Below are 24394 nucleotides of genomic sequence, written 5' to 3' on the forward strand. Positions count from 1 at the left end.
GGAACGGAATTGCAGCCGCCCCCAGATCAGGCTCACCTCTCTGATGAGTCTTAAGCCGGGGAACAAGGCAGGCACCGGAAATGGGATTTCGGATACAACAAAAAAACGCGGACGCCCCGATCCTGCGGGCAGCCGCGTTCCATATCGTGCAGCTTATGCTTGCACGATGCCGAGCATAAAACCGTCATATCCTTTGCTGCCGACCGTTTGAACGGCTGTCGCCGAGATACGTTCGCTAGACGCGAGCATCTCATAGAAGGTTCTCACGCCTTGGATGCGCGGGTCCGTGCTGTGCCGATTCGTAATTTCACCCTCCCGGATCACGTTATCTCCGATGATGACCGTACCGGGACGGGAGAAGCGCAGCGCCCAATTCAAATACTGCGGGTTGTTCGGCTTATCGGCATCAATGAAGATCATATCGAAGGGCGGCGTGTTCTCTTCGGCCAGGATACTCAGCTGCTCCAGCGCGTTTCCCGTCCGCACCTCGATGACATGTTCCATGCCGGCATGCACGATGTTGGCCCTCGCCACTTCCGCATGATGCGGATCCAGCTCCAGCGTGATGATACGGCCGTCCTTCGGCAGTCCCCGGGCCATCCAGATCGTGCTGTATGCCCCAAGCGTACCGATTTCAAGGACACGCTTCGCGCCTTTCATTTGCACAAGCAGCTGCAGCAGCTTGCCCTGGGCCGCCGTCACATCGATTTCGGGCAGATCCGCCTTACGGTTTGCCGCCAATACCTCCTCAAGAATCCGGTCGTTCGGACAAAGAAGATCCGTCACGTATTCATCGACTTGCTTCCAAATTTGTTGCATTGCCATCACTCCTTTTATTAGGTTGAAGCGCTTCTGGTTTCATTATAGTTCGGTTATAATAATAAAAATAATATATCTTTTCCTTGTTTTTATACATTAAATATATGAATTGCGACGAAGGGGAACCATCCATGAATTTACATGCGCTCCGGCTATTCCATGTCATTGCCGCCACCGGCAGCGTCACCCGGGCTTCAGAACAGCTGAACATCAGCCAGCCGGCCATTACCGCCCAGATCAAAAAATTCGAAAAGGAGCTGAACCTCACGCTGCTCACGCCGCAGGGACGCGGCATCGCCTTGACCGACGCGGGGGAGCAGATCGCCCTGCTCGCAAGGCGCCTGTTCGCCGTCGAGCAGCAAATCGAACAGCTTGCGGAGAACTACGGGCGCGGAACCTATGGACATATCCGGCTTGCCGCCACCTATCTTCCCTCCCATTTCCTGCTTCCGCTTTGGCTCGCCAAGTTCAAACAGCAGCATGAGCAGGTCGATATGACCGTTACAACGACCAATTCCAGCGGTGCGCTCAAGCTTCTGCTGAATGTCGAGGTGGATCTTGCCATCTACGGCGGCTTGGCGGAGGAGTATCCCGATACGGTGCAGACGGAAGAGCTGTTTCAGGACGAGCTGTGGTTCGTCGTATCCCCGAGCCATGTGTACGCGAACCAACGGGTGTCCCTTCAGCAAATGATGAAGGAGCCGTTCGTCATGCGCGAGGAAGGCAGCTCCACCAGGGAACGGCTGATGGCGCTTTGCCGGACGTACAACGCTCCAGCCCCGAAAATCGCCCTGCAGTTTAACGGGCTGCACGAAGCGATATCGGCCGTCATTGCCGGTTATGGCGCCAACTTTGTCTCCTCCCTGGTCGTGCGCGAGCATGTCGAGCGCGGCGAGCTGTGCCGCGTATTCGTGGAAGGCATCGATCTGCGGAACGTGATCGCCATTTGCACGCGCAGGGACGAACCACTGAGCGCTGCCGCCCGCAATCTGGTGCAACTGATCCGGGAGAACCCCTATTAACGTCAAAAAGCCCTCGAAGGCATGGATGCCTCCGAGAGCCGCATTACGAAGTTCTATTCGATTTTAAGGAGGTGATCCGCCATGCCAGGCATATCCAAAACGCTCATCATTCTCGGCATCATCCTGATCGCCGCCGGACTCCTCTGGTGGCTCGTAGGCCGCTGGCTGCCCCTGGGCCGTCTTCCCGGCGACGTCGTATACGAGAAAAACAACGTCAAAATTTATTTTCCGATCGTTACCTGCATCATCATCAGCATCGTCGCCTCGCTGCTGCTTGCGCTCTTTCGCCGTTAGTCCTCTTCGTGGCAGGATAAGCTTGCACGCTTATCAGGCGGTTCTCTTTAGCAGCGCTCGCTTTGCATTCCGGATCGCGGATCGGGTCTCATCGCCCTCCGGGATTCAATCTCGAGTATACGCTCGTATCATGCGATACACCGGATTGAACCATATAATTCCGCAGCGTCCCTTCCTGCTCAAACCCCAGCTTGATCAGCATTTCTTGCGACGCTTGGTTGCCGGTAAATACAACGGCTCCGATCCGCGCCAGATTCATGTGATCAAAGCCATACTTCAATATACTCGCCGCGGCTTCAGAGGCATATCCTTTCCGCCAATGCTCGGGATGGATTTCGTAGCCGATTTCCGCCCGCCGGTGCTTGGGCGCCCATGCATTAAAGCCGGCTGTTCCAATCAGGCCCGGCGCTTCTTTGCGCTCGATTCCCCACCGGATGCCGCGCTTGTCGCGATAGCTGTCACCAAAAAAACGGATGAGCTGGACTGCCTGCTCCACGCTGTCAAAAGGATCCTGCCCATAATACCGCATAGCTTCTTCATTGGAGAAGCACGCAAATATATCTCCCGTATCTTCTTCCATTATTTCTCTTAAAATCAGCCTCTCCGTCTCAAGTTGCGGAAACATCGTGCAGCACATCCTTTCATTTTCCCAGATGCTTGTCCTGTAAGCATGTGATTATCGTTATGATGCCATCGTTTGGCTGCGATTGCAAAGCTTTTTATCCCACATAATAGCCAGGCCCGTTTTCATAAGCATGGTATGAAGAACCCTTATCGAATGCATTCAAACCCATCTGGAGGAATGAATTAATGAATGACTTTCCCAGGGATCAAAGCCATATCCCTCAGAACATACCGCAGCCGATTCGGAGCGACGGCGCCGGCGGACCGGATTGGGGGCCGCGCGATGTAATGAGGGACCTGGAGAACCCGGATATGTTCGTCCCGCCCGCCACGGACGCGGGGCTGCTGCCGAACCTGAAGTTTTCCTTCTCGGATGCCCATATGAAGCTGAACCGCGGCGGCTGGTCGCGGGAGGTTACGGTGCTCGAACTGCCGATAGCCACAACGCTTGCCGGTGTGAACATGTATCTCACGCCCGGCGGCGTGCGCGAAATGCATTGGCATCAGCAGGCGGAGTGGGCCTACATGATCCGTGGCGAGGCCCGCGTGACGGCCGTGGATCAGAATGGCCGCAATTTCATTGCCGACATCGGCCCCGGGGACCTATGGTATTTTCCGGCTGGGCTTCCCCACTCCATTCAAGGACTTGCCGAAGGCTGCGAATTTCTGCTCGTTTTCGACGACGGCAGCTTCTCCGAATTGAATACGCTGTCGATCTCGGATTGGCTTGCCCACACACCGGGGGAGGTGCTTTCCGCCAATTTCGGCGTGCCGGAAGAAGCGTTTGAGAGCCGTCCCGACAGCCAGGTCTACATTTTCCAGGCACCGGTTCCGGGATCCCTCGAAAGCCAGCGGGTGGAATCTCCGTACGGCAGCGTCCCCCTCAGCTTCAAGCATCGGCTGCTGGCGCAGACGCCGATCGTCACGCCGGGCGGCAGCGTGCGCATCGTGGACTCCACCAACTTCCCCATATCCCGGACGATCGCCGCCGCGCTTGTCGAGATCAAGCCAGGGGCTATGAGGGAGCTGCACTGGCATCCCAATCAGGATGAATGGCAGTACTATTTGACCGGCCAGGGACGGATGACCGTCTTTTCCGGAAACGGAACCGCCCGAACCTTTAACTATCGGGCTGGCGACGTGGGTTATGTGCCTTTTGCGAATGGCCATTACATCCAGAATACGGGCACCGAAACCTTATGGTTTCTGGAAATGTTCAAAAGCAGCCGCTTTGAGGACGTGTCGCTGAATCAATGGATGGCCCTCACGCCCCATCAGCTCGTTCAAGACAATATTCACGCCAGCCCGGAGCTGATGAATGCGCTGCGAAAAGAAAAATGGCCGGTCGTGAAATATCCCGGCTATCCCGGCGAGTCGCCTTGATCTGAATCAAAAAAAGAAATAAGGCTGTCCTTCAGGTCGGGATCAACCTGGTGAACAGCCTTTTTGATGGGGTCTCTTGTTTGCGGCGCTCCTTGTCGAGAAGCAGATTCAGTGATCCGGCCTGCGTGGCAGGAAGCCGCTCCCGGTTTTATACCGATGTCTCCCCGCTTACGATGCCGTACCTAAAGCTTATTTGATGTTCACGTTTTCCAGGCTTCCGCCCTTGGCGAACAACCGCTCGATATGCCGCTCAACCTGCGGATCCGGAATCAAAGGCGGCGCTTGATGCGGCTTGATGCGGGCATCGAGGATCATATTGTCGCATGCCCAATGCTTATGCTCATAACTGCTGTTAACGCCGTACATATCGTGCGAAGGATTGCTGCGGGTGAAGGTCACCCATAGAAAATTGTTAAGCGTATCGCTCAGGAACGTGCTGTCGTCGCATACGACGATCATCGGGCAGGATACCAGAGGCCCCTGTTCGTGTATCGCTTCTCCCAAAGCGGCCATTTCCTGCGCCGCCTGCCCGTAATCGGCAAACGCCGGTCCTTCGACCGCCACTATGCCCGGCATGACGAGACGCGGATTCGCAAAATCCCGCAAGCCTTGAAGCTCATCCGGCACCTCGCGGCACAGCTCCCTTTTCGGATCCCCGTAAGCCGCCAGAACCACCTTGCTTCCACTGTTCAGCCCCGTGCCGGAATAGTCGAGCGTATCAATCGTCGTGTTCGTGTAAAAATGAATGTCCCGGCGCAGATCCATCCGCTCCAGAATGTAACCCATAAAACCGGCGATATCATGGGAATCGAGCTTCAGTTCGTCCTCGGCCGTCAAAAACAAGTATTTTGCCAGACTCAGCTGCCCCGTTCCCAGAATACGGTTCGCCAGCGTCAGCAGCTCGGTCGGCTGCTTCACCCGCTGATACGGCGTGTACCGTTCGCTGCCGATGGCCAGCAATAGCGGGTGCACACCCGCGGCGTCCACGGCATGGACCTCCTTGACGCCCGGAATTTCCTGCTTGATCGCGTCTCCTGTCAGCTCATGGATCAGTTCTCCGAAGGAGGTGTCCTCCTGCGGCGGGCGCCCCACCACGGTAAACGGCCAGATGGCTCCCCGTTTCGCATACACCTTATGCACCTTCATCACCGGAAAAGGATGCGTAAGGCTGTAATAGCCGAGATGATCGCCGAACGGACCTTCCGGCTTCGTGTCCTCCGGATGGATCTCGCCCGTGATGACGAAGTCGGCATCATGGCTTACGCAGTAACCGTCCACGTAGCTGTAGCGGAAGCGGCGGCCGGACAGCAGCCCGGCAAACAGCATTTCGCTCAGGCCTTCCGGCAGCGGCATGACCGCGGACAATGTATGCGCCGGCGGTCCGCCGACGAAAATGCTGACTTTCAGCGGCTCGCCTTTTCGGCTGGCCTTCGACTGGTGAATGCCGATTCCGCGGTGAATCTGGTAATGAAGGCCGATCTCCTGGTTCATCTCGTAATCGTTGCCGCTGAGCTGGATGCGGTACATTCCCAGGTTGGAATTCATCAGTCCGGGTTTGTCCGGGTCTTCGGAGTACACCTGCGGCAGTGTGATGAAGGCTCCTCCATCCATCGGCCAATGCTGGATCTGCGGCAAATCCGAGATTTGAATTTCCTCGAAGCCGGCAGGCAGGCCGCGCTTTTTCGCCGGCAGCGCTTTGATCGCCCCCAGCCCGTTGCCGACGTTCTGAAACGGTTGCTTGAGCGCCTTCATCGGGTCATCGCGCAGGGCGATGATGCTCTGCGTACGGTCCCAGGTATCACGGAATATAAACTTGCTCCGTCCGATGTCCCCGAACAGGTTCGACACCGCTTTATATTTCGAGCCCTTTACGTTTTCGAAAAGCAGGGCCGGTCCGCCCGCTTCATATACCTTCAAATGGATGGCCGCCATCTCGAGATAAGGGTCCACCTCTTCTTTTATGCGAATCAAATGTCCGTGTTTTTCAAGGTCCGTAATGCATTCTTCCAAGTTCCGATACAATGGCTTGACTCCAATCTCCCATGAACGATGAACCAGCAAAATCACTGCTGTCAAAAGGTTTATTTAATATAGTTAAAACAAACCTCAGGGCAGATGTCAAACGATATCCTCACAGCTTAAGATTGACGCTGAACCGGTGGGACGGCATAACGCTTGTCCAGCATTTCCGGTTTCGGTGCGAACACGCGCAGCACCAAATGGAATCCGCCCTCCGGCGCGGGCAGCCAATTGGACGACATGTTCCCTTCCGGCGGCGCATGCCGGATGTAAATGTCGAGCGATCCGTCCGCGTTATATTTCATGCCTTCCGTCAAATCTCCGATGGCATAACGCTGAAGCGAATTCGGCACCAAGAACATGTCGGGACCATACATCGTGAGCGACCAAAAGCCTGTGGCTGCGGGTAGCTGCTCCTTGCCGAAATGCAGCACGTAATTATGCTTTCCGGTTAGCGGCATGCCGCTGCCGTCTGCATCGGCGCGCGCATACAGCTCCTCGGACGGCACGTTGGCTCCAAGACCGGAATAGGCCACGACGGCGCGTTCCAAAAAGCGGTCCCCGTAGGTGCCGATCCCGTACCCGACCGCCCAGCCGTTCGCCTTCGGCACCCAGGAACCCGCTGCTTCGATGATCCGCTGTGCTTCCGGCGCCGCCCGGACCAACCCGGCGACAACGGCCGGGTTTAAAGCCTTCGCGTCAAAGCCTTGAGCCGGATCGATGCCGAAGAGCTTGAACTGGTCCAGCAATACCTGATCCCCCGGCGGAGGCGGATTTCGCTTGATGGCATCCGTCATGGCCTGGTAGAATGCCAGCGGCTGCTTCGTCAGATCCGGCACCGGAACAGCAGACAGCTTCTTCATGCCTTGCAACTCCTTATGCCCGTGCAAAGGTTTCAAGGTAAACTGTTTTTCGAACGAGGCAGCCCGCCCTTCATCCTGCTTTCCGTCCACCTCTACGCGGCCGAGCAGCCATACGGTGTTGGTAGGCGCCACGATTTTCGGATGGGCCGTTTTCCAATACCAGGAAGGCCCGGCAATCTCCACTCTTCCCCGCTTGTTCTTCATCGAGCGGTTAGAGACGTTGTGGAAGGTATTCGTATACGCGTCGAGCATCTGGACGGTGTAATAACGACCGCTTGGATTGGCAGGCACATTCAGCATTACCGGTCCTTTGGACAGATCCAGCCAGGCGCTGAAGTACAACGTGGAGCTGTTAGGGGTGACAATATCCCTGTACGCCGGGGATGCGAGCGTATCGGAGTAATAAAATCGGTTGATCGGAGCGCGCGACTTCAGCATCTCTGCTTCCGTCTGTTCCATCACGAGAAGCGGGTAGCCGTATAGGTATGCCTGAACCCCCAGCGAATACGCAAGCTGCTCCAGCTCTGACGCTCCCTTGCCGGTCAGAGTCTGGGGCGGATGAAACTGCTCAACCATTGATTCAAGCCCGCGTCCCTCAGCGCCCGAAACCGCGTAAGCAGACTGTGAGCCGCCGGAAACCGTCCCGCAAGCCAATACCGCCGCCAGCAGTCCTTTTCCTAACCTTGTGCACTTCCATGTACGCCAATGCATTGTATAACCCCTTCCATGATCGATATCCGATCCTGGTATATTTTTCTAGTGTTGTGCTTAGGGTTAGCCAATGAAAGGCGCTTTATTCCCTTGCTTCAGCGAGATTCATAGTCTTGGTAACGATCCTTGTCGTCCCACATCCGTTGGAACGTATCCTCGAACTTTTTGCCGACTTCTTCATCATGGATGATCAAAACAACGTCGTCGTTCTCCTTCACGGAAGATTTCAGATAATTGAATGATCCTGCCTCCACGCTTTTCCCGTCCGCGATGAGCATTTTCAAATGCATTTTCCCTTTATGACTGCTGACCTTGACCGGTACGCCGGCTTTCATGATCCGCTTGAGCGCATTCTGCTGCTTCTCTTTGCTGTTCGCATGCTCCTGGTCCGTGACGAGGCGTACGCGGACTCCCCTGCCGGCCGCATCCGCGATCGCGTCGACGATCGGGTCATAATTCAAGCTGTATACCGCCACGTCAAGCGTGCTCTTCGCATCGTTGATCAGCCCGATGATGGCTTGCTCCGGATGATCTCCGTTTTGGACAAAATAAGTCTGAACATTTGTTTTTCCGCTTTTTGAAGAAGCGTTGTTTGATGCATCGTTTTGGCTCGTTTGGGCTTGCGTTTGTGCTCGATTCACTTCGTTCGCTCCCGTCGGATTGTTCTTCTGACTGCCTGCCGAGCATCCGGACAAAAGCCCGCAAATCAAGGCAAGCGCAATCCATCTTTGGTGATGCGGCATGCAGAAATCTCTCCCTCCCGGCTGCTGTCCAATAGATATTGTGTATCATCGTAACAAAAATGAAGCGGCTTCACCACTTTATGGGAAGTTTTGAAAACAAGGCGAAAAAACCGCCTGAAGGATCAGGCGGTTCGGTTCCTAACTCAATTCATGAATTGAATGGATGGCAAAGTCTCTCAAAATCCGTTATACGTCACAAATTCGCCGACCGGCTTCCGGTAGCCTCGGGGTCGTTGTTTGCCGGTGTCCTCTTTGCCGATCGTAATCAGCATCGCGGGTACGTAGCGGTCCGGAATGTTCAGCGCCCGGCGGAGCTGCTCGGGATCGAACCCGATCATCGGACAGGTATCCCACCCTTTGTCTTTGGCGATCAGCATGAACAGCATCGCGGACAAGCTTGCGTTGCGGATGGCTTCGTCCCTTTTGAATGCATCGCCTCCATCTTCGTACATGCCGATGACGCTGCTGACCGTTTCGTCGAATTCGCGCCGGTCGATGACTCCGAGATTCAGCAAACCTTCGTTGATCGGACCGATGTTGTGATAAGCTTCCAAATCCCCCAGCACGACGATCGCCGCAGAGCTTGTCAGTACTTTATATTGCTTGAAAGCCGCTTCGTATACCTTTTCCTTCAGCTCCTTCTCCGTCACCGCAACGTAGTGGGTGTGCTGCAAATTGAAGGCGGACGGAGCGAATTTCACGAGGCTGAACATTTCGGCAAGATCCTGCTCGCTAATATGAACGTCGGTTTGGAACTTGCTCGCAGATCTTCTGGCTTGGACGAGCTCTTGAAACTGGCTCATGATGATATCTCCCCTATGTATGTTTTTATAAAATAGGTATTCATTCAGTTATTTTATGTCAGTTGCTTTAAAAAAGTGAGTTAAATATATCATACATTCCTATTTTCCCGCAATACTTCCGATCAGCAGAAAATAAAAAAAAAGACGCTCAGCGTCAAAAGCAGCTAATGGGCTGCCTTCACTATAAGCGTCCCATTGAAATTCTTGGAAGGAATCGCAATATCGTACGTGCCCGGCTGCGGGTTGCTCAGCAGAAATATGTTTTCGCCTTCCTTCAGATCTGCGTCAACGTTCAGGTTTTGGGATACGAGCTTTAATCCGGAGCCTGCTCTGGGCTTCACGTCAACGACAACCTTGATCATTTTCTTCGCCTCAAAGTCAGTGTTTGCCGGTGTGAATCCGGCGGCAGATACCTCGATCGTGGCCACTTGCATGTCGTTGTCTTCATCGATGGCGGCGGCAAGCGATTTCGGCTGACCAATAGCTCCCAGCGCGATCCGGTCCTGCGTCAGCAGCATGCCTCCCGCGAGCACGGCCAATGAAGCCGCAAGCACGATCGTGCTTACAGCCGATGACGGCTTTTTTATCAGGTTCGATTTTTTCATTGGAGGATGGGACGCATGAGCCAGATGCTCGCCCGCTTTCTGCACGATAAACGAACAAATAATGAACAAAACCGCAACCACCAATACAACGAGCCTGGATTCATAGAACAATCCTCCCAGCATCGATCCCAGCAATGCCCCGATCACGGCGGACATAAAGCCGTTCATTGCAGACTGCCAGCCGTAAGCCATGCCTAAGGCAGCACCTGCAGCCGCCGCGATGAGCGCGATCCAAGCGAGTACAACCCAGCGGAAATCAAAGGCCTGCACACCTGCGGCTCCAAGAGCCAACCCCGACAAAACTGCGAAAACAGCGGCAAGAATCGTACCGTTCCTTTGGGATAGAAGGCCTTTTCTTCGGAACATTAAAAACACATGGTAACCCGTCAACAGCAGTATCAAAGCAAAACTTCCAGCATGAAGCAGCATGATTCATCTCTCCATCTTAGGTAGTGTAAAAGAAGCAGCATTTAGAGCTTTTTGGCGAAATCCCAGTCCGGGTATACATAAGGTATGGTTGGCGCCGCAGCCGGCTCCGTATCGGAAACGTCAATTTTGATCACCTGTTGGCCCCGATAAGTCGTTGTTGCGATGGTACCGGTGATATCTACCCATGCATCGTCGGCGAAGCTTCCGGCTTCGGGAGTTTCGGCAATGATGCCATATGGCGAAATATCCGCGATGCAGTGGGTCATAGCCATTCTCCCAATGATGAATTGGTTCTCCCCAAGCCCCTCCTCACGGTAAACAAAGCCTTTGATCCGAATGGTTTTGCCTTCAAAATTGCCCGCGAAGGCATTCAGCGCCTGCAGCTTCTCGATAAACCATTCGTCCTTCATCTCAATGACGTCCTGACGGTATAGCAGCATTCCAAGTTTGGCATAATCCCGGTTATATTTGTCTGATTTGAACCGCTCTTTCAGTTCGGGATCATCGGTTCCCGCCAATGGGGCCAAATCTGCCGGTATGCCGCCGCTGCCGCCCGCGGATTCTCCCACTTGAATCCCCCTGCTTTTGACCAGCGATCCGGCAAATGCTTGGTCGGGCAGAACAACTCCAAGCAGCAAAGGTAAAATAAACAGGCCATACATCAACACGTTTTTCGCAAGCGACGGTGAAGGCTCATGGCCATGCCCGTGCTCATCATGGTCGTGATGGTGATGGTGATGATGTACCGAGTCATGACTACACGCGCACGCTGCGGGAACCTCTTTCGTCCGGGAGCGTATGAGGATATAAAGCTGGAAAACCGCAAACAAGAATAACCCTGCGGCAGCCAGCTCCGTATATTTGACGAGATGGGGAGCGATATACAAGAGAATGTCTCCCGTAAATGTTAAATAAGCGATATATCCGGCAAAGCCCATCAAAATAAGCAGCTTGAGCACATGGTGAACGACCGGGAGCAGATTTTTCATGCCCTCCCTCCTTTCTAGGCAAGCCAACATTTTTCCAAAAGCCAGGTGCCGCCGTAAACGAGAACGATCACGAGCGAGCTGTACACGATCACGAAGCGGGCCTTGAATACGGCCGTCATCATCAAAATCCCTTTCAAATTCAGCATCGGCCCGAGCACCATGAACGCCACCAGCGCGCCCCCCGAAAAGGTCGTCAGAAATGACTGCGCCACAAAAGCATCGGAGGTGGAGCATAGCGAAAGCAGAAATCCGAGCCCCATCATCAGAACATTCGCATGGACCGGACCTTGCCCCCATCCCACCAAGCTTTCTTTGCCGACAAAAGCAAGGAGCACGCCAACCAGTAACGCTCCGAACATCAAATATTTGCCCATCTCGAAAAATTCGCCGACCGCGTGGTTCATCACTTCCAGCAGCCGCTGGCCAAGCGGAGGAGAAACAGCGGCTTTATCAACCGGCGAAGGTGCCGGAATGGAAGCAGCTTGTCCCGAAACGGCATCCTGGTGCCGTAATTGATTCGGATTCACGAAGCGGTAAACGATTAGCCCTAGAATAAGTGCCGTCAAAAATGCTAATCCCATGCGGGAATACGCGATATCCGGCCTGCTGCGAAACGCCGTGTACGTCGACCAGAAGACAATCGGGTTCAAGATCGGTCCGACCGCGATGAACGCCGTAGCCACGTAAAGCGGCATTCCCTTCTGAATCAAGCGGCGGACGGCAGGCACCATGCCGCATTCGCAGATCGGAAAGAGGATCCCGATCAAGCTTGCCGCCACGATCCCCAGGATGGGGTTGCGCGGGATCATGCGTTGGATTGTCCCTTCCGATACGAACACCTCAAGCAGCGCGGAAACAACGACGCCAATCAGAATAAAGGGCATGGCTTCAATGATGATACTGACAAACATCATTTTGAAGATCTGCAGCTTGGGATGGTGCAGCAGCGTTCCGGGATCCTGCGTAGATAGCACATACAGCACGATCATAACAACCAGGGAAGCTCCTGCAATGAGATAGCTGTTCCATTTCAACGTCTTTTTTCGTAGTGCCGTCTCTTGCATTGATATACTCCCTCTTCATTCATGGATTAGGAAAAAACAGCCGCTGAACGAGCCAAATTCCTCCCAGCGCAAAGGCTGCGGTGGAGAATGCCAAAACCGTGCGTCTCGAATATTTCCAGCGATGCAAAAGCGCGAGGAGCGGCAAAAGAATGGCGACCATGATGAGCTGCACGGTTTCGATGCCCAAATTGAAGCTGACCAAATCCACGGCAAGCTCGCTGCGGGGGATGTCCATCTCCTTCAAAATATCGGCAAAGCCCATGCCGTGAATCAGTCCGAAAATAAAGGTTAGCACCCAGCGGTAGCTGACACGTTCGCGGATCATGTTGTCGATGGCCACGTAGCAAATACTGAGCGCAATGGCAGGTTCGACGATGATGGCAGGCACGTTGATAAATCCGAGCACCGTCATAGTCAGCGTGATGCTGTGGGCTACCGTGAAGGCGGTAATCATCGCAGCATACTGCTTGAAGGTTTGCCTTGCGATCAGCAGGGAAAACAAAAAGAGCAGATGATCATATCCAGATAAAATATGATTCATCCCCAAGGTAAAAAACGAAAGCCAGCCGGTGTAAGCTTGGGAAGTACCGCCTGGATTCTCAGACGCAGGCGTCTCTCCATCCGGGGCGTTAGCGGCGTCTTGCTGCGCTGTCTGGCCATCCTGGCCCAGATTCGCATACTCGTTATCCGTCAGCTGCATGGCCCATACCCGGTTGCTTCCGGATAATGCCGCCGTGCTCTTTTGGCTGCCGTAGTGGATCGTTACCAGATCAACATAATTGGCCGTTGCTTTGTTATTGACGTACAAGCGGTCCGTTAAGGACATCGGCTGCGAAGAAGTTACCGAAGGAAACTTCAACTTCAGGATCGCTTTGGTTGCGTCGCCCTGACGGTCCATGACCAGACTTTCGACATCCGACCAGGCTTGAGGCTGGTTGTCGATTTTAAACGCGATATCTTGTTCAAGCACTTTAAGCAGCCGGTCCTTCACGGCCTCGAATTCCTGCTCGTCCAACATGCCGTTTTGGTCCATGTCGCCGCCAACCAGTTCGATGACGGAAAGTTCATCAAGTGAATAAGTCATTTCAATACGGGATTTCGAGATGTCCAAGGTGGTGTAGCTGGCGCTGTAGGCGTGAGCATCGGCTTGCCGGTTAAAGGAACCCAGCGCGAAAACAATTGCTATGGTAATCATCAGGGATACTCGCAGTGCCTTTTGATGCCTATGCATGAGTTGCCTCCTCTAAAATGAACAGGATGCCGCTCCTCTGTAGAAGGGCATCCTGCAATCCATCATGTTCTGCTATCTTGTCGTCTGAATCAATACATTGTAAATGACCTGCGCCGATTCGGCCCGTGTCGTGATGCCTTTCGGATCGAATTTGCCCGCCGAGCGTCCTTGCACCAGCTTAAGCTCCGTCGCCGATTTGACGAACGGCAAAGCCCAAGCCGAAACCTTGGTCTCGTCGGAGAACACCGCTTGCCCCTTCAATGCGGGCTTGCCATAGGCGTGCTCATATCCCCGCATCAGCATGGTGACCATTTCCTCGCGGGTAATATGCGCATTGGCGTCGAAGAACGTCGGGGTTTTACCCTGGATGATGCCTGCTTTCACGGCCATGGATACCGCTTCGGCATACCAGTCGCCGTCCTTGACATCCGCGAACGCCACAGATCCTGTGTCGGTAAGCTTCAGCGCCCGGACGAGAAGTGCCGCAAATTCAGCGCGCGTAACTTTTCTTTCGGGCTCGAAAGTCGTGTCGCTGGTACCGTTCACCAGCTGCTTGGATGCCAATTCCTGAATGACTTCGGCTGCCCAATGGCTGGCCGGCACGTCAGCAAATGCCTTCATCATTTCAAACACGGCATATTTGCTGAAATGGCTGATTTGAGCAATCATATAGCCGTCTGCGTACGTTCCGCCGACGTATTCAAGCTTTCCGTTGTCGGCAATATAGTAGATGCCGGCACGCTTCGGATGGATGGATCCATCAACCTTCAACTTGATCGTGATCGGCTTGTCGAATTTGGACAGAACAACGGACTTGCCGTCGGCCGACTTGATTGAAAGCGTCAAATCATAGATGCTGCCGCCCAGCTTCAAGCTCGCATGAGCTGCTTGGCTGCTATCATTGATGACATTCTTGGCATCGGCATCGTTCAGAGGAATAAGCTTGAGCGATATGCTGCTGCCCTGTTGTTCCTCTGCCGTCAGCTTGCCGTATAACTGCCAGAGCAGCTCGGACGGCAGGGTCAGCGTAATCAGATCCGAATGGATCTGCAGCGCATTCTGCTTGATCAGATCTGCAACGTTTCCTGGAAGGTTCACTTCCGTCGTTTGTGCGGGAACTTCGACGGCAATGATGCCGTTCGTTCCGCCGGCAAGACTTCCGGAAGGAATGGTGACACTGGAGCCGGAACTGTCGTTGCCTGAGCCTCCACCGTTTCCTGTGTTACCGCCGTTTCCTGTATTACCGCTGCTTCCTGTATTACCGCTACTTCCGTTGTTTCCGCCGCTTCCGCTGTTTCCGCCGCCCCCGGTGTCTCCAGAGTTCGGATTGGAAACTGTTACGATACTGGTCGCTTTAAAGCCGCCGTCCTCTGTCGTAACGGTAATGATTGCGGTACCTGCCGCATTGGCCGTTACTTTACCGACCGCGTCGACTGCTGCAACACTGCTGTCGCTCGAAGCCCATGTCACGGCTTTGTACAATGCCGTATCCGGGATGATGATCGCTTTCAGCTGATCCGTTTCGCCCACTTTGAGGCTAAGCGCAGGCTTATCTAATATCACGCCGGTTATCGGCGTATGGTCGCCACCGCTCGAATCGTCTTTCGTCACGGTAACGATACTGGTCGCGGTAAACCCGCCTTCCTCCGTCGTGACCGTGATCGTCGCCGTTCCTTCGGCAATGGCCGTTACGTTGCCGGTTGCGTCGACCGAAACTACATTGTCGTCGCTCGTCGTCCACGTGACGGCTTTGTTCACTGCCGTATCCGGAGCAACCGTCGCGATCAATTGGCCTGCTTCTCCCACTTTCAGGCTCAGCGTAAGCTTATCTAGCGTTACGCCCGTCACTGCCGTATCGTCGTCGCCACCGCTCGAATCGTCTTTCGTCACGGTAACGATGCTCGTCGCGGTAAACCCGCCATCCTCCGTCGTGACCGTAATCGTCGCCGTTCCTTCGGCAATGGCCGTTACGTTGCCGGTTGCGTCGACCGAAGCTACATTGTCGTCGCTCGTCGTCCACGTGATGGCTTTATTGTCTGCCGTAACAGGTGCCACGGTCGCCGTCAGTTGCTTGCTTTCGCCTACCTTCAGACCGAGCACCGTTTTGTCCAGCGTCACACCGGATACCGGCGTCGCCGTAGCGTCAACCACGATCAATTCTTTCGTATCGCGAACACGGATCCGGTCTCCTTTGGAATATTTGCCGCTCAGACCGGTAGCAAGCAAGGTGTCGCCGACTTTAATGTCGGCCGGAGCGCCCGTTTTGTTGGTGATGTATCCATCCACGAATACCGTGACTTCACCGGAGCCGTCATCGACGATATAGGTACTTTCATCCGGGATCGCCTTTACTTTCCCTTTCACCTGTACCAATTGCCCCTGGTTGGTCTCCGAGACCGATTCGGCCGTGCTGACCCGTTTTGGTTCGACCGGAGGACCGGAATCGATTTTCACGATGCTGTTGTCGAATCTGTCAAATATGAGTTCTTTATCATTTTCGAACGAGCCGATATGGCCATATACCCGTACCGTATCGCCAAGTTGAAGCTTTCCTTCCGGAACCTCGCTGAAAGCTACGATACCTCCCGTTTCGTCTTGGATATACGCGGAATCGTAGAAAGCGGTTGTCGTCACTTTGCCCTGCACGACAACGTCCGTACCTTCCGGAAGCTGGCGAACGTCATGAATCGGCGTAATTTTCGTTTCACGATTCGCAAGCCAATTGACGATCTTCAATCCGAACGGAACATTATTCGTCGGCCCGTCGTTCTGGGTCATTTGCTTATCGTTGAAAATATTCATACCCGCCACGAAGATACGTCCTTTGCCGATTTGTTCCGAAGCCACGAGCGGAATAGCGGTTCCGCCCGTTACATTCGTCAAGGCCGGTCCCGTTTTGCCGTTCGAGGTATGAACGTTGTATTTTACCGTATCCGCCTTCACCTGCGGCGAATCCTGGAACGTCGTTTCGTTGCCGGTGGCCAGAATCGTCACCGTGCTGCTGTTGGCAAGCGGAACTTTATTGCCAGAACCGTCATTGCCCGCAAGACTTGGACCGCTGTAATAGTCAAGCAGCGATACGAAATCCGTCAATCCGTTGCTGACCGGCGATAAATGCAGCCTTACCGAAAAGTTGGAATTGAGTGGAGTCGACCAGAAGTTTCCGGCCGCTGTCTCGTCGAATACGCCGTCATTGTTAATCAGGATCGTTGAACCGACCCCAGACAAGAGGCTGTTCAGATTTTGCGGCGTGCCGCCGAAATTGCTCTTTTCCGTCAGCAGCAAAGAACCGCCGCGGTTCACAAAGCTTTTCAATACGGCAATTTCGCTCTCCGAGTAAGCACTGCTCGGATGCGTCACCATCAACACGCCGACATCATTCAAGAGCTGATCCGACAGCGCGGTTTTATTTTCCACCACGGTATACCCCTGCTGCTTCAGCTTCAAGGTGAGGTCCGTCAAGTTGTTGGCGTATGTCCCCGTGTCACTTGTCGTGTTCTCATTGTTGTGCGTGGCGTCGATCATGACCTTGATGCCCAGCGGAGCTTTCACGTCAACCGCCTGCTCGAACTTGTTATCGCCAAGGTCATTGCCGTCTCCGGCTGCCAGCACGACGATCAGCTTATGGCTGCCGGCTACCGGATTCGCCCACACCACGCTCGCGTTCACGTTTTGGTTGGACGTAAGGGAAGGAATGGCTGCATCCCCAATCCAATGACCCGAGTCGATGCTGTCGTAATAAAAATGAGCGGTCAGGTTCGTCAGCGCGATCGTGCCCAAATTGGAGATTCCCGCTTTCAGCGTCGCCGGAATGCCTGCAATCGCTGCCCCTTCCGTGATCGAAAGATCGTTCACTTTGACTGACAGTGGATCGGCTGGAGACCAGATCGGCGACGAATAGGTACGGTCTCCGTCCTTTTGGGTGACTCGGACGACGAACCACTGCTGGCCGCCCACCACATTGACCGCCGGTTTCCAGCTGAAGGAAGTCGATTCATCCGTAGGCGTATAGCTATCGATGACCCGGCCTCCGTTCGTCACCAATTCCACCTTCGCGATGTTGTCGTTGGAAGGCGTCTTGATGAAGCTGTACTTGGGATCCGAAGAGCTTTCCGATACCGGGTCGCTGCCCGTAATATCGAACTGGAGATTTTTGGAGTCTACTGTAGCTCCCATGTAATATCCGTTCGCGAGTACGTCCAGCGAAAAGTTGGGATCCTCGCTGAAGTAAACGTGCATCTTGCGCATCGCGTCCAGAAGGGATTCCTGGGAAAGATCCTTCGCGACGATGACTGTGCGTTTTTTCGTTTGTCCCCAGGTGGCGTCATGGTTGTCCTCCCCGTAAGTCGGAGCCACATGCCATCCCAAGTCCAGTGCGCTGAAAAACTTGTTTTCGGCGTTGACGTAAGAGTAGTTGCCGGAGCCGTTGCCGACTTCAAGCATCGTAAACAGCCTGTCCACGTTTTTATCGTAAGGGATAAAATTGTCGAATGCGTTCGCGGACATGGCCGGATGGTTGAACTGGGCCACGATGTTGTCGTAGGTCAACGTCCAGGCATAATAATTTTGAAGATTTTGGTATTTTCCGCCGTTTTGGATCCGGTCGATGAAGTTGGTCGTTCCGAACACGTTGGAATGTCCCCACGTCGTCGACGTCATTTCGAATGCCGGGAATACGACGAAATTTCCATCTTTCGTATACGTATTGGCCAGGTCTTTCGTAAGCTGCCAATCCGCGCCGCCGGTGCGCTCCGGCATACCGTTATGGTCCACCGAATCGGAGCCTGCGAGACTGGAGTCGATATCATGCGAATGATCGGAGAACGCGAAATAGTCGTAACCATGCGCCTGTGCCGCCTGCAAAGCCATTTCCGGAGAACCTTTGGCATCATGGGATATTTGCGTATGGTTATGCGTCGTGCCGCGATAATGGTTTCCGCCGGCGAACCGCTGAACAATCTGGAACGTCCACGACGTGGTCGACGGGTTGCCGAGCTTATCTTTCGCGTTTACCGTTACCGTGTGCTCGCCGACCTTCAAATCATCTTCGCTCGTCAGCACAAGCTTGATCTGGGTTTCCGACTTTGCCGCTTTGGCCGTGAAGTCTTTGCCGTCGATGGAAATGCTGAGCGAAGCTGCATCGACTCCGTTCGGATCATCCAGATCTACGGATACCACCGGATGGTACGATTCGATGCTGTCCATCCGGGCAGGCTGCTCGTTGGCATAAGCCGGACCATCCTTATCCTCGACGATATCAACCCCGTGCGGATGATCGGCATCTCCGGAGGTTTTAGACGTCTGACCTGCGCTTTGAGCCTCGATGTAATAATAAATTTTGGATGCCTTCACATTGTCTTTGGCAATTTGGGCATTGTAATTAACTTTATCGGCCGATTCCATCGGGATGGACTGGAACGCGGATTCCCCTTCATTTTTATAATAAAGAGTCACCGAGTCCGCATATTTGGCCGTCGCCTTGACCGAGACGTCGAGACCGGTATATGCCTTGGTCAAAGGAACGTGAGTAAACTGCAGATCCCCTTTAATGTCCGAGGCATTCCTTGGCAGAATAAAATACCCGCTCGTATACGGCGAAATCAATTTCGATTGGCTCACGATGCCTGTGAAATTGTACATATCACCCAGGGCAAGAGCCGTGTTGATGTCGATGCTGGACGTTTTCAGTACTTTGATGACAGCCGTATTTCCCGAATCGTCAGTCACCGTAACGTTATAGTCGGGACCTTCCGACGGGATATTGGTCACTTTGCCTCGGACCGAAACCAATGTCCCTTCCAGCGGCTCCACCTTGGCATAAGCGCTCAAATCGTCAAGGTTATGGACGGTGGCGCTTGGCGCCGTATCCTGGCCCCCATCCGTAATCGAGGCTGCGATGAACTGCGCGGCACCCGCTGATAATACCAGCTTGCCCGCCACTTTCACCTTGCTGCCCACCGATACGGGGAAGGAAGGATTTTGGCTGCTGATGACTTGGATGCCACCCGTGGTATCCTGGATGTAAAAGCTCGTTTTTTCAGTACCTAACGCGTTGTTGTCGGAGGTCACGATACCTTCGATCGTCGCGGCATATCCGGCGTTCAGCAGAAAGCCTTTGTCGTCGTTCTGGCGAAGATCCCCGATCGGAACGACGGTTCCCGGATTGCCTGCGGCGTCAACGCGTGCATAGACGCTTTCTTTCGGAGCCGGTTGAGCCATATCCTGATGTGTGACATAAACCGTCTGATTCAAGCCTGCATTCGCGAAGCTCAGCGAAAAAGATCCGTCGGCACCCGCATCAATCTGAGCTGCACGCGTAAGCTTTCCGCTATTCAGCACATATGCGCTTACTTTGGATGAATCCGGTACGGATCCCGCGGAGCCTGTGACCGTTCCATTTCCGCCTGTGTTCGCAAAACGGATTTTGGCCGCGTCGGGGGATGTCATAAATTTCGAGTTTCTTACGAAAACCTCTTCCGGATTGCTGGTGCTGCCCGGCGCGTTTAAAACAAAGTCATTGGATGGGTTTTTGGAAAAGAATCCGTTGCCTGACCCGAATGCGCCTTTAGGATCGGAACCGGCATCGGTTTTGCGAAGTATGGTTCCGCCTCCAATGCTGGAGTGATAGAACGGCGTACCCCAATGGTCGGTTTTAAGCGTGAAATTGGTGTTCGTTCCGTTGCCGTACGTCACGATATCGATGGCCTTTGGATCATCCTGGCCGCTTAAGGCCGAGACGGAATTCGCAATCCAGAGGATTCCCCCCGTCGATGCGCTGGGGTTGATCGTTGTCGTCACGTCAGCAGTAACCGGAAGATCCTTGCCGGTGGCAGCTTTACTGCCTGCAACCAGATAGTATCCATGGGCTTTGATCGTTCCCGTCAGCTTGGTGCCAGCCGTAAAACTGGTTGCCGCCGAGGAAGAGTAGTTGATGCTCCACTGGTTGTTGAAGTTAATATCCTGATCCGTCGTATTGTACAATTCAAAAAACTTGGTATTGTAGAATGCCCCGCCGTTTCCGCCATTGACATACATCTGGCTGATCACGACGTCCCCCGGTTTATCCATGCCTGCCGAGAAACTGACCGGGATCTTGTTGCTGATGATTTTGCCATTCTCTTGCGCGGTAACATAAAAAGAGGCTTGCGAGGATGGATTGCTGAACGTCAGATTAAAAGATCCGTCCGCGGCAGCTGTTGTCGATCCTGCGATGGTGTTATCGGCAAAATATAAGGTAACCGCCGAATTGCCCGCTACCGCGCCGACGGTTCCCACCACGTTCGTCAGGCTGGTCGCCGTCATTTTGGAAGCAGCCGGATCGGCGGTTTTGGCTTGAGTCACGTTGACCGAAGCCGCTGCCTTGAAGCCTCCATCGACGGTGCTAACCGTAATCACAGCAGCTCCCGGTCCCCTGGCCGTTACTTTACCTTGAGCATCCACGGTCGCAACCGCCTCGTTATCCGAAGCCCAAGTCACCTGCTGATTGGCCGCCGTTGCCGGTTGAACTTTGGCGTTTAACTGGTCGGATCCTCCAACCGTCAAATTTGAGCTGCTTTTATCCAGCGTCACGCCTGTGACCTGAACCGGTCCATCCGTAACATCGACTTCCGCCGATGCTTGAAAATTCCCGTCAACCGTCGTTACGGTTATCGTCGCTTGTCCAGCGCCTACTCCGGTCACGACGCCGTTATCCACGGTCGCTGCCGCGGCATTGCTCGACGCCCAGGTCACGGACCGTTCCGTCGCATTCGACGGCTTGACGGCAGCGGTCAATGCTGCTTTTCCGCCGACAGAGATCGGAAGAACGCTTGGATCGAGTGATACGCCCGTCACGCCGACAGGCGCGGGAGGTTGAGTCAACCCTTTGACGGCAATGTCTGATATTCGGCTGTTACCGTTTGACGGCGCCGTAGTTCCCCCGTTGATCGAAACGTTCGTCGAATTCAACCATCGAATATATACGGTATCCTGATTGTCTACGGCTGCAGGTAAGGAAAAGTCCTTTGGCGCGATTGTTGTGGTTAGCGCATAGGTTTCGGAAGCATCCGTAAAATCAGTACCGTTGAGGCTATACTGGATTTTAAAATCCCTTGGACCTGTTGCCGTTCCATATTGTTTGAAGGAAAGGGTCAATCCGTAATATCCTAACGTGCTCAGCTGTGCCTGCCAATACTCTCCGGAAGCCCAGTTGTCTTTATAAATCGTGTTGCCTGTTGAAGAATAGGTGGGCGTTCTTCCGCCGCTTAGAATCAGCTTCGCTTTATTGGCGTTGGAAGGAATGCCGCTATTCGCAGTGTCCAGGTTCGCTGCCGAAAATGTCCAGCCCGCAACGACTTCCGGGGTCGCGTCGTCCGCCTTAACCTCTAGCGTGCCCGGCATAACCGATGCCGCCATAATCAACACGGTTAATGCAGCGCTGACCCACTTCCTGTACTTACTCATCCACTTAAACATTTGAGCATGGCTCCTATTCATAATGTCGTTTTTCCGGTTTTTCAAAAAGCATCTTGCAAACCTCACCCTCCTTGACACAACCGGGTTCCCGCTAATCATTCATCAATAAACATCCCTCTTTCTTGAGTTCCTCTTCGTTGTACCAACTGAATCCGCACACAGACTCAGCCGACATTGTTAATTATATTAACTTTTGTAAACACAAGATTATCCCTCTGTTAAGTCACAATAAACATATGTCAAAAAAAGAATATACAAATATACCCAAGTGGCAGGCCAATGGGTTCGCCAAACCCTTTTCTGGAGCAGATTCTGAGCGTCCGCCTTATTTTTACTCCGTATAAAATTGTTGGCCTTGCGAAACATTGAGGTGCATACCGATTCTTTTGCCGGAGGCTTGGACTTGCGGTGATCATCGGAGGCGTGGTGCTGACCAAGCTGAAATGAATCCCCCGCCGTGTTTGTGGTAGTCGCTGAACGCAAAAAAACGGTCCTGACGCTTTCATCAGACCGTTTGCTTTCAAAGTTTATATTCATTGTGCAAAATATTCGATGCCAGAAAAGATTCAATCATTTCCGAATACTGGACATAAGATCCCTGTTGATGCCTTTACAAAGGAACTGCGAGAAAAGCCGCACAAAAACTTTGATGAGGCAGAAATCCAAAGCGTGATGTTGCTTAATTCTTGTAAGAAAGCAACAATGGATTAGAGTGCGGTCTCTTCTTTTAGAGCGGTCATCACTTACGGTTTGTCCGATGGGACAGACTAATCAGCCTATCAATCGGAGTTGGTCTTAATGAAGTTTACATTCACAAGGAATTTACCGAAGACCGAACGCTATATCTCCTCGAAGCGATATCTTAAAGCAACCTTGGGTCACATAGATTCGCTTGATGTGAATTTTGGTTTGCGCAGGAAGTTCGAGTTTGATTCAAGATGCACCAACAAACCGAAAATAAATGGCCTCGTTGTTGTATCCGTATCAGTTAATCGTTCAAGGGAAGGTATAGTTTCGTTTTATCCTGTTACTGTTTCTGGTTTACCAGACACGGCTATTTCTGCGTTTCAAGAAAATATCCTACAAAAAATCAGTGCATGGATTGATGGTGTTGTCGGGAAATCAGATGCATCAATCCTTGGAGTTGAACAATTAATCGTAGAGTTCGAAGACAATTCCTTCAGATTTCATCATGTAACATTTCTTTAAAGCTTCAACTTTGCAACAATATCTACGAAAAGAATTTGATTTCCCTTCAGACCTGACGCAAAAAACCGGTCAGTGTGACCGCTGAAAACAGGAACACGCCAGAGTATAGAGGCCAAAAGGCATCTTTGAATATGAACATGCCGGCGATTCCTGACAACAGCAGTCCGGCCGCATTCATGACCGCCACAATAACCGCGGTGCTGCGAAATAACCGCAGGAATCCGTAATGCATCAGGCTTAAGCAAATATAGTAAGGAAACAATACGAGAAAAACGAGTACGGCGGGAACGAAAGGCCCCATATCCATGAGGGAATCATCCTCCATCTGCGTTGCGGCGACGGCCCATGCCAGGGCAAGGATCGGCGAGCAGGCGAAGAGATTCAACATCAGCTGTTTTTTCGGATCGCTCATCGGATCGATCTCTCCTCATCCGTTAATCTTAAGCCACATGAAACAGTTTCAGCGCAATATAGACGGCCACGCCCCAAATGACAAGAGCGGACAGCTTGTTGATGATGCCCAGCACCCTGCCGCCATGGTCCGCGTCTCCGACTTTTTTGCCGGCGTAGGCAAGGGCGAAGAACCAGAGCCAGGAGACAGCCATCGTGGAGACCGTAAACGCCAGCTTGTTCATTCCCGTGTAGCCGAGCGAGCTCGTGCCGATGACGCCGATCGTATCCAAAATCGCATGCGGGTTCAGAAGCGACACCGACATGGCGAACATGATCTGCTTCTTCGCAGGCAGCGACGCCTTGCGCCGGTCCAGCTTCGCCGGCTTGCTCTTCCAGATAGACCAGCCCATATATAGCAAAAATGCCAGGCCAATGATGAAAATCGTTGTCTGCAGCGCGGGAATCGTGAACACCACGACCGACACGCCGAGCACCGCAAGCAGGATCAGCAGCATATCGCAGCAGGCTGCCGTGACGATGACCGGAATGGCCCCTTTGAATTGGGGCTGCGAGGCCCCTTGGTTAAAAATAAACACATTTTGCGCGCCTAAAGGCAAAATAAGCCCCAGCGCAAGCAGCATACCGTGAATGATGGCAGTCAGCATATCCGTTAAACCTTGTCCTTTCCGTCAAAATCAATCGCAAATCTCATGTATATCCGGAACTCCCCCGAGGAATG

General features: G+C 53.3%; 17 protein-coding genes. 4 read left to right on the plus strand and 13 right to left on the minus strand.

Annotated features, from left to right (window positions below; genetic code table 11):
• Positions 1–153: 153 nt before the first annotated feature.
• Positions 154–825, minus strand: a complete 672-nt coding sequence (locus PCH05_RS01745; protein WP_127600048.1) for an O-methyltransferase — start codon at positions 823–825, stop codon at positions 154–156.
• 125 nt (positions 826–950) lie between these two features.
• On the opposite strand from PCH05_RS01745, the gene PCH05_RS01750 reads away from it, so the two are divergent.
• Together PCH05_RS01750 and PCH05_RS01755 are read left to right on the plus strand one after the other, a co-directional pair.
• Positions 951–1841 carry a LysR family transcriptional regulator gene (locus tag PCH05_RS01750; RefSeq protein ID WP_127600050.1) on the plus strand — a complete coding sequence of 297 codons (891 nt, stop codon included), beginning with the start codon at positions 951–953 and terminating at the stop codon, positions 1839–1841.
• A gap of 81 nt (positions 1842–1922) precedes the next feature.
• Entirely contained in the window at positions 1923–2135 is a 213-nt protein-coding gene (locus PCH05_RS01755; RefSeq protein ID WP_127600052.1) for a DUF2905 domain-containing protein, read from the plus strand.
• A gap of 88 nt (positions 2136–2223) precedes the next feature.
• On the opposite strand, the gene PCH05_RS01760 is transcribed toward PCH05_RS01755, so the two are convergent.
• The gene (locus PCH05_RS01760; protein WP_127600054.1) at positions 2224–2760 is read right to left on the minus strand and encodes a GNAT family N-acetyltransferase; all 537 of its coding nucleotides are present in this window, start codon (positions 2758–2760) and stop codon (positions 2224–2226) included.
• 185 nt (positions 2761–2945) lie between these two features.
• Here PCH05_RS01760 and PCH05_RS01765 point away from each other — a divergent pair, with 185 nt between their 5' ends.
• Positions 2946–4142, plus strand: a complete 1197-nt coding sequence (locus PCH05_RS01765; RefSeq protein WP_127600056.1) for an oxalate decarboxylase family bicupin — start codon at positions 2946–2948, stop codon at positions 4140–4142.
• 189 nt (positions 4143–4331) lie between these two features.
• Here the strand turns inward: PCH05_RS01765 and PCH05_RS01770 are convergent, their stop codons facing one another.
• The 9 genes from PCH05_RS01770 to PCH05_RS01810 form a co-directional block, all read right to left on the minus strand.
• Positions 4332–6164 (minus strand): UbiD family decarboxylase, encoded by a 1833-nt coding sequence (locus tag PCH05_RS01770; RefSeq protein ID WP_127600058.1) that lies wholly within the window; start codon positions 6162–6164, stop codon positions 4332–4334.
• Between the two features lie 116 nt (positions 6165–6280).
• Positions 6281–7735, minus strand: coding sequence for a DUF1254 domain-containing protein (locus PCH05_RS01775; protein ID WP_127600059.1), 1455 nt, complete (start codon positions 7733–7735; stop codon positions 6281–6283).
• A gap of 95 nt (positions 7736–7830) precedes the next feature.
• Positions 7831–8478, minus strand: coding sequence for a phospholipase D-like domain-containing protein (locus PCH05_RS01780; RefSeq protein WP_127600060.1), 648 nt, complete (start codon positions 8476–8478; stop codon positions 7831–7833).
• A 176-nt stretch (positions 8479–8654) separates the two neighbouring features.
• A complete protein-coding gene (locus PCH05_RS01785; RefSeq protein WP_127600061.1) occupies positions 8655–9281 on the minus strand; it encodes a nitroreductase family protein in 627 nt (208 codons plus the stop codon).
• A gap of 164 nt (positions 9282–9445) precedes the next feature.
• Entirely contained in the window at positions 9446–10315 is an 870-nt protein-coding gene (locus tag PCH05_RS01790; protein ID WP_127600063.1) for a cupredoxin domain-containing protein, read from the minus strand.
• Between the two features lie 41 nt (positions 10316–10356).
• Positions 10357–11304 carry a TIGR03943 family putative permease subunit gene (locus PCH05_RS01795; protein WP_164766504.1) on the minus strand — a complete coding sequence of 316 codons (948 nt, stop codon included), beginning with the start codon at positions 11302–11304 and terminating at the stop codon, positions 10357–10359.
• Positions 11305–11318: 14 nt separating this feature from the next.
• A complete protein-coding gene (locus tag PCH05_RS01800) occupies positions 11319–12368 on the minus strand; it encodes a permease (RefSeq protein WP_246049322.1) in 1050 nt (349 codons plus the stop codon).
• 19 nt (positions 12369–12387) lie between these two features.
• A complete protein-coding gene (locus PCH05_RS01805) occupies positions 12388–13599 on the minus strand; it encodes a HupE/UreJ family protein (protein WP_127600067.1) in 1212 nt (403 codons plus the stop codon).
• A 72-nt stretch (positions 13600–13671) separates the two neighbouring features.
• Complete coding sequence (locus tag PCH05_RS01810) at positions 13672–22053, minus strand: Ig-like domain-containing protein (RefSeq protein ID WP_164766505.1); 8382 nt, start codon at positions 22051–22053, stop codon at positions 13672–13674.
• Positions 22054–22851: 798 nt separating this feature from the next.
• On the opposite strand from PCH05_RS01810, the gene PCH05_RS01815 reads away from it, so the two are divergent.
• Entirely contained in the window at positions 22852–23262 is a 411-nt protein-coding gene (locus PCH05_RS01815) for a hypothetical protein (protein ID WP_127600071.1), read from the plus strand.
• Between the two features lie 46 nt (positions 23263–23308).
• Here PCH05_RS01815 and PCH05_RS01820 read toward each other — a convergent pair whose 3' ends face one another.
• Both PCH05_RS01820 and PCH05_RS01825 read right to left on the minus strand, forming a co-directional pair.
• A complete protein-coding gene (locus PCH05_RS01820) occupies positions 23309–23674 on the minus strand; it encodes a hypothetical protein (protein ID WP_127600073.1) in 366 nt (121 codons plus the stop codon).
• Between the two features lie 28 nt (positions 23675–23702).
• A complete protein-coding gene (locus PCH05_RS01825) occupies positions 23703–24320 on the minus strand; it encodes a LysE/ArgO family amino acid transporter (protein ID WP_127600075.1) in 618 nt (205 codons plus the stop codon).
• Positions 24321–24394 lie beyond the last annotated feature (74 nt).

Source organism: Paenibacillus chibensis, from assembly GCF_004001045.1.
GTDB lineage: Bacteria > Bacillota > Bacilli > Paenibacillales > Paenibacillaceae > Paenibacillus_AQ > Paenibacillus_AQ chibensis.

Coding starts and splice junctions, on each gene's coding strand:
- PCH05_RS01790 (WP_127600063.1), bottom strand. CDS start 10,315: ATGCTGCTTCATGCTGGAAGTTTTGCTTTGATACTGCTGTTGACGGGT.
- PCH05_RS01780 (WP_127600060.1), bottom strand. CDS start 8,478: ATGCCGCATCACCAAAGATGGATTGCGCTTGCCTTGATTTGCGGGCTT.
- PCH05_RS01745 (WP_127600048.1), bottom strand. CDS start 825: ATGGCAATGCAACAAATTTGGAAGCAAGTCGATGAATACGTGACGGAT.
- PCH05_RS01775 (WP_127600059.1), bottom strand. CDS start 7,735: ATGCATTGGCGTACATGGAAGTGCACAAGGTTAGGAAAAGGACTGCTG.
- PCH05_RS01825 (WP_127600075.1), bottom strand. CDS start 24,320: ATGCTGACTGCCATCATTCACGGTATGCTGCTTGCGCTGGGGCTTATT.
- PCH05_RS01815 (WP_127600071.1), top strand. CDS start 22,852: ATGAAGTTTACATTCACAAGGAATTTACCGAAGACCGAACGCTATATC.
- PCH05_RS01785 (WP_127600061.1), bottom strand. CDS start 9,281: ATGAGCCAGTTTCAAGAGCTCGTCCAAGCCAGAAGATCTGCGAGCAAG.
- PCH05_RS01750 (WP_127600050.1), top strand. CDS start 951: ATGAATTTACATGCGCTCCGGCTATTCCATGTCATTGCCGCCACCGGC.
- PCH05_RS01760 (WP_127600054.1), bottom strand. CDS start 2,760: ATGTTTCCGCAACTTGAGACGGAGAGGCTGATTTTAAGAGAAATAATG.
- PCH05_RS01755 (WP_127600052.1), top strand. CDS start 1,923: ATGCCAGGCATATCCAAAACGCTCATCATTCTCGGCATCATCCTGATC.
- PCH05_RS01800 (WP_246049322.1), bottom strand. CDS start 12,368: ATGCAAGAGACGGCACTACGAAAAAAGACGTTGAAATGGAACAGCTAT.
- PCH05_RS01795 (WP_164766504.1), bottom strand. CDS start 11,304: ATGAAAAATCTGCTCCCGGTCGTTCACCATGTGCTCAAGCTGCTTATT.
- PCH05_RS01820 (WP_127600073.1), bottom strand. CDS start 23,674: ATGAGCGATCCGAAAAAACAGCTGATGTTGAATCTCTTCGCCTGCTCG.
- PCH05_RS01765 (WP_127600056.1), top strand. CDS start 2,946: ATGAATGACTTTCCCAGGGATCAAAGCCATATCCCTCAGAACATACCG.
- PCH05_RS01805 (WP_127600067.1), bottom strand. CDS start 13,599: ATGCATAGGCATCAAAAGGCACTGCGAGTATCCCTGATGATTACCATA.
- PCH05_RS01810 (WP_164766505.1), bottom strand. CDS start 22,053: ATGTTTAAGTGGATGAGTAAGTACAGGAAGTGGGTCAGCGCTGCATTA.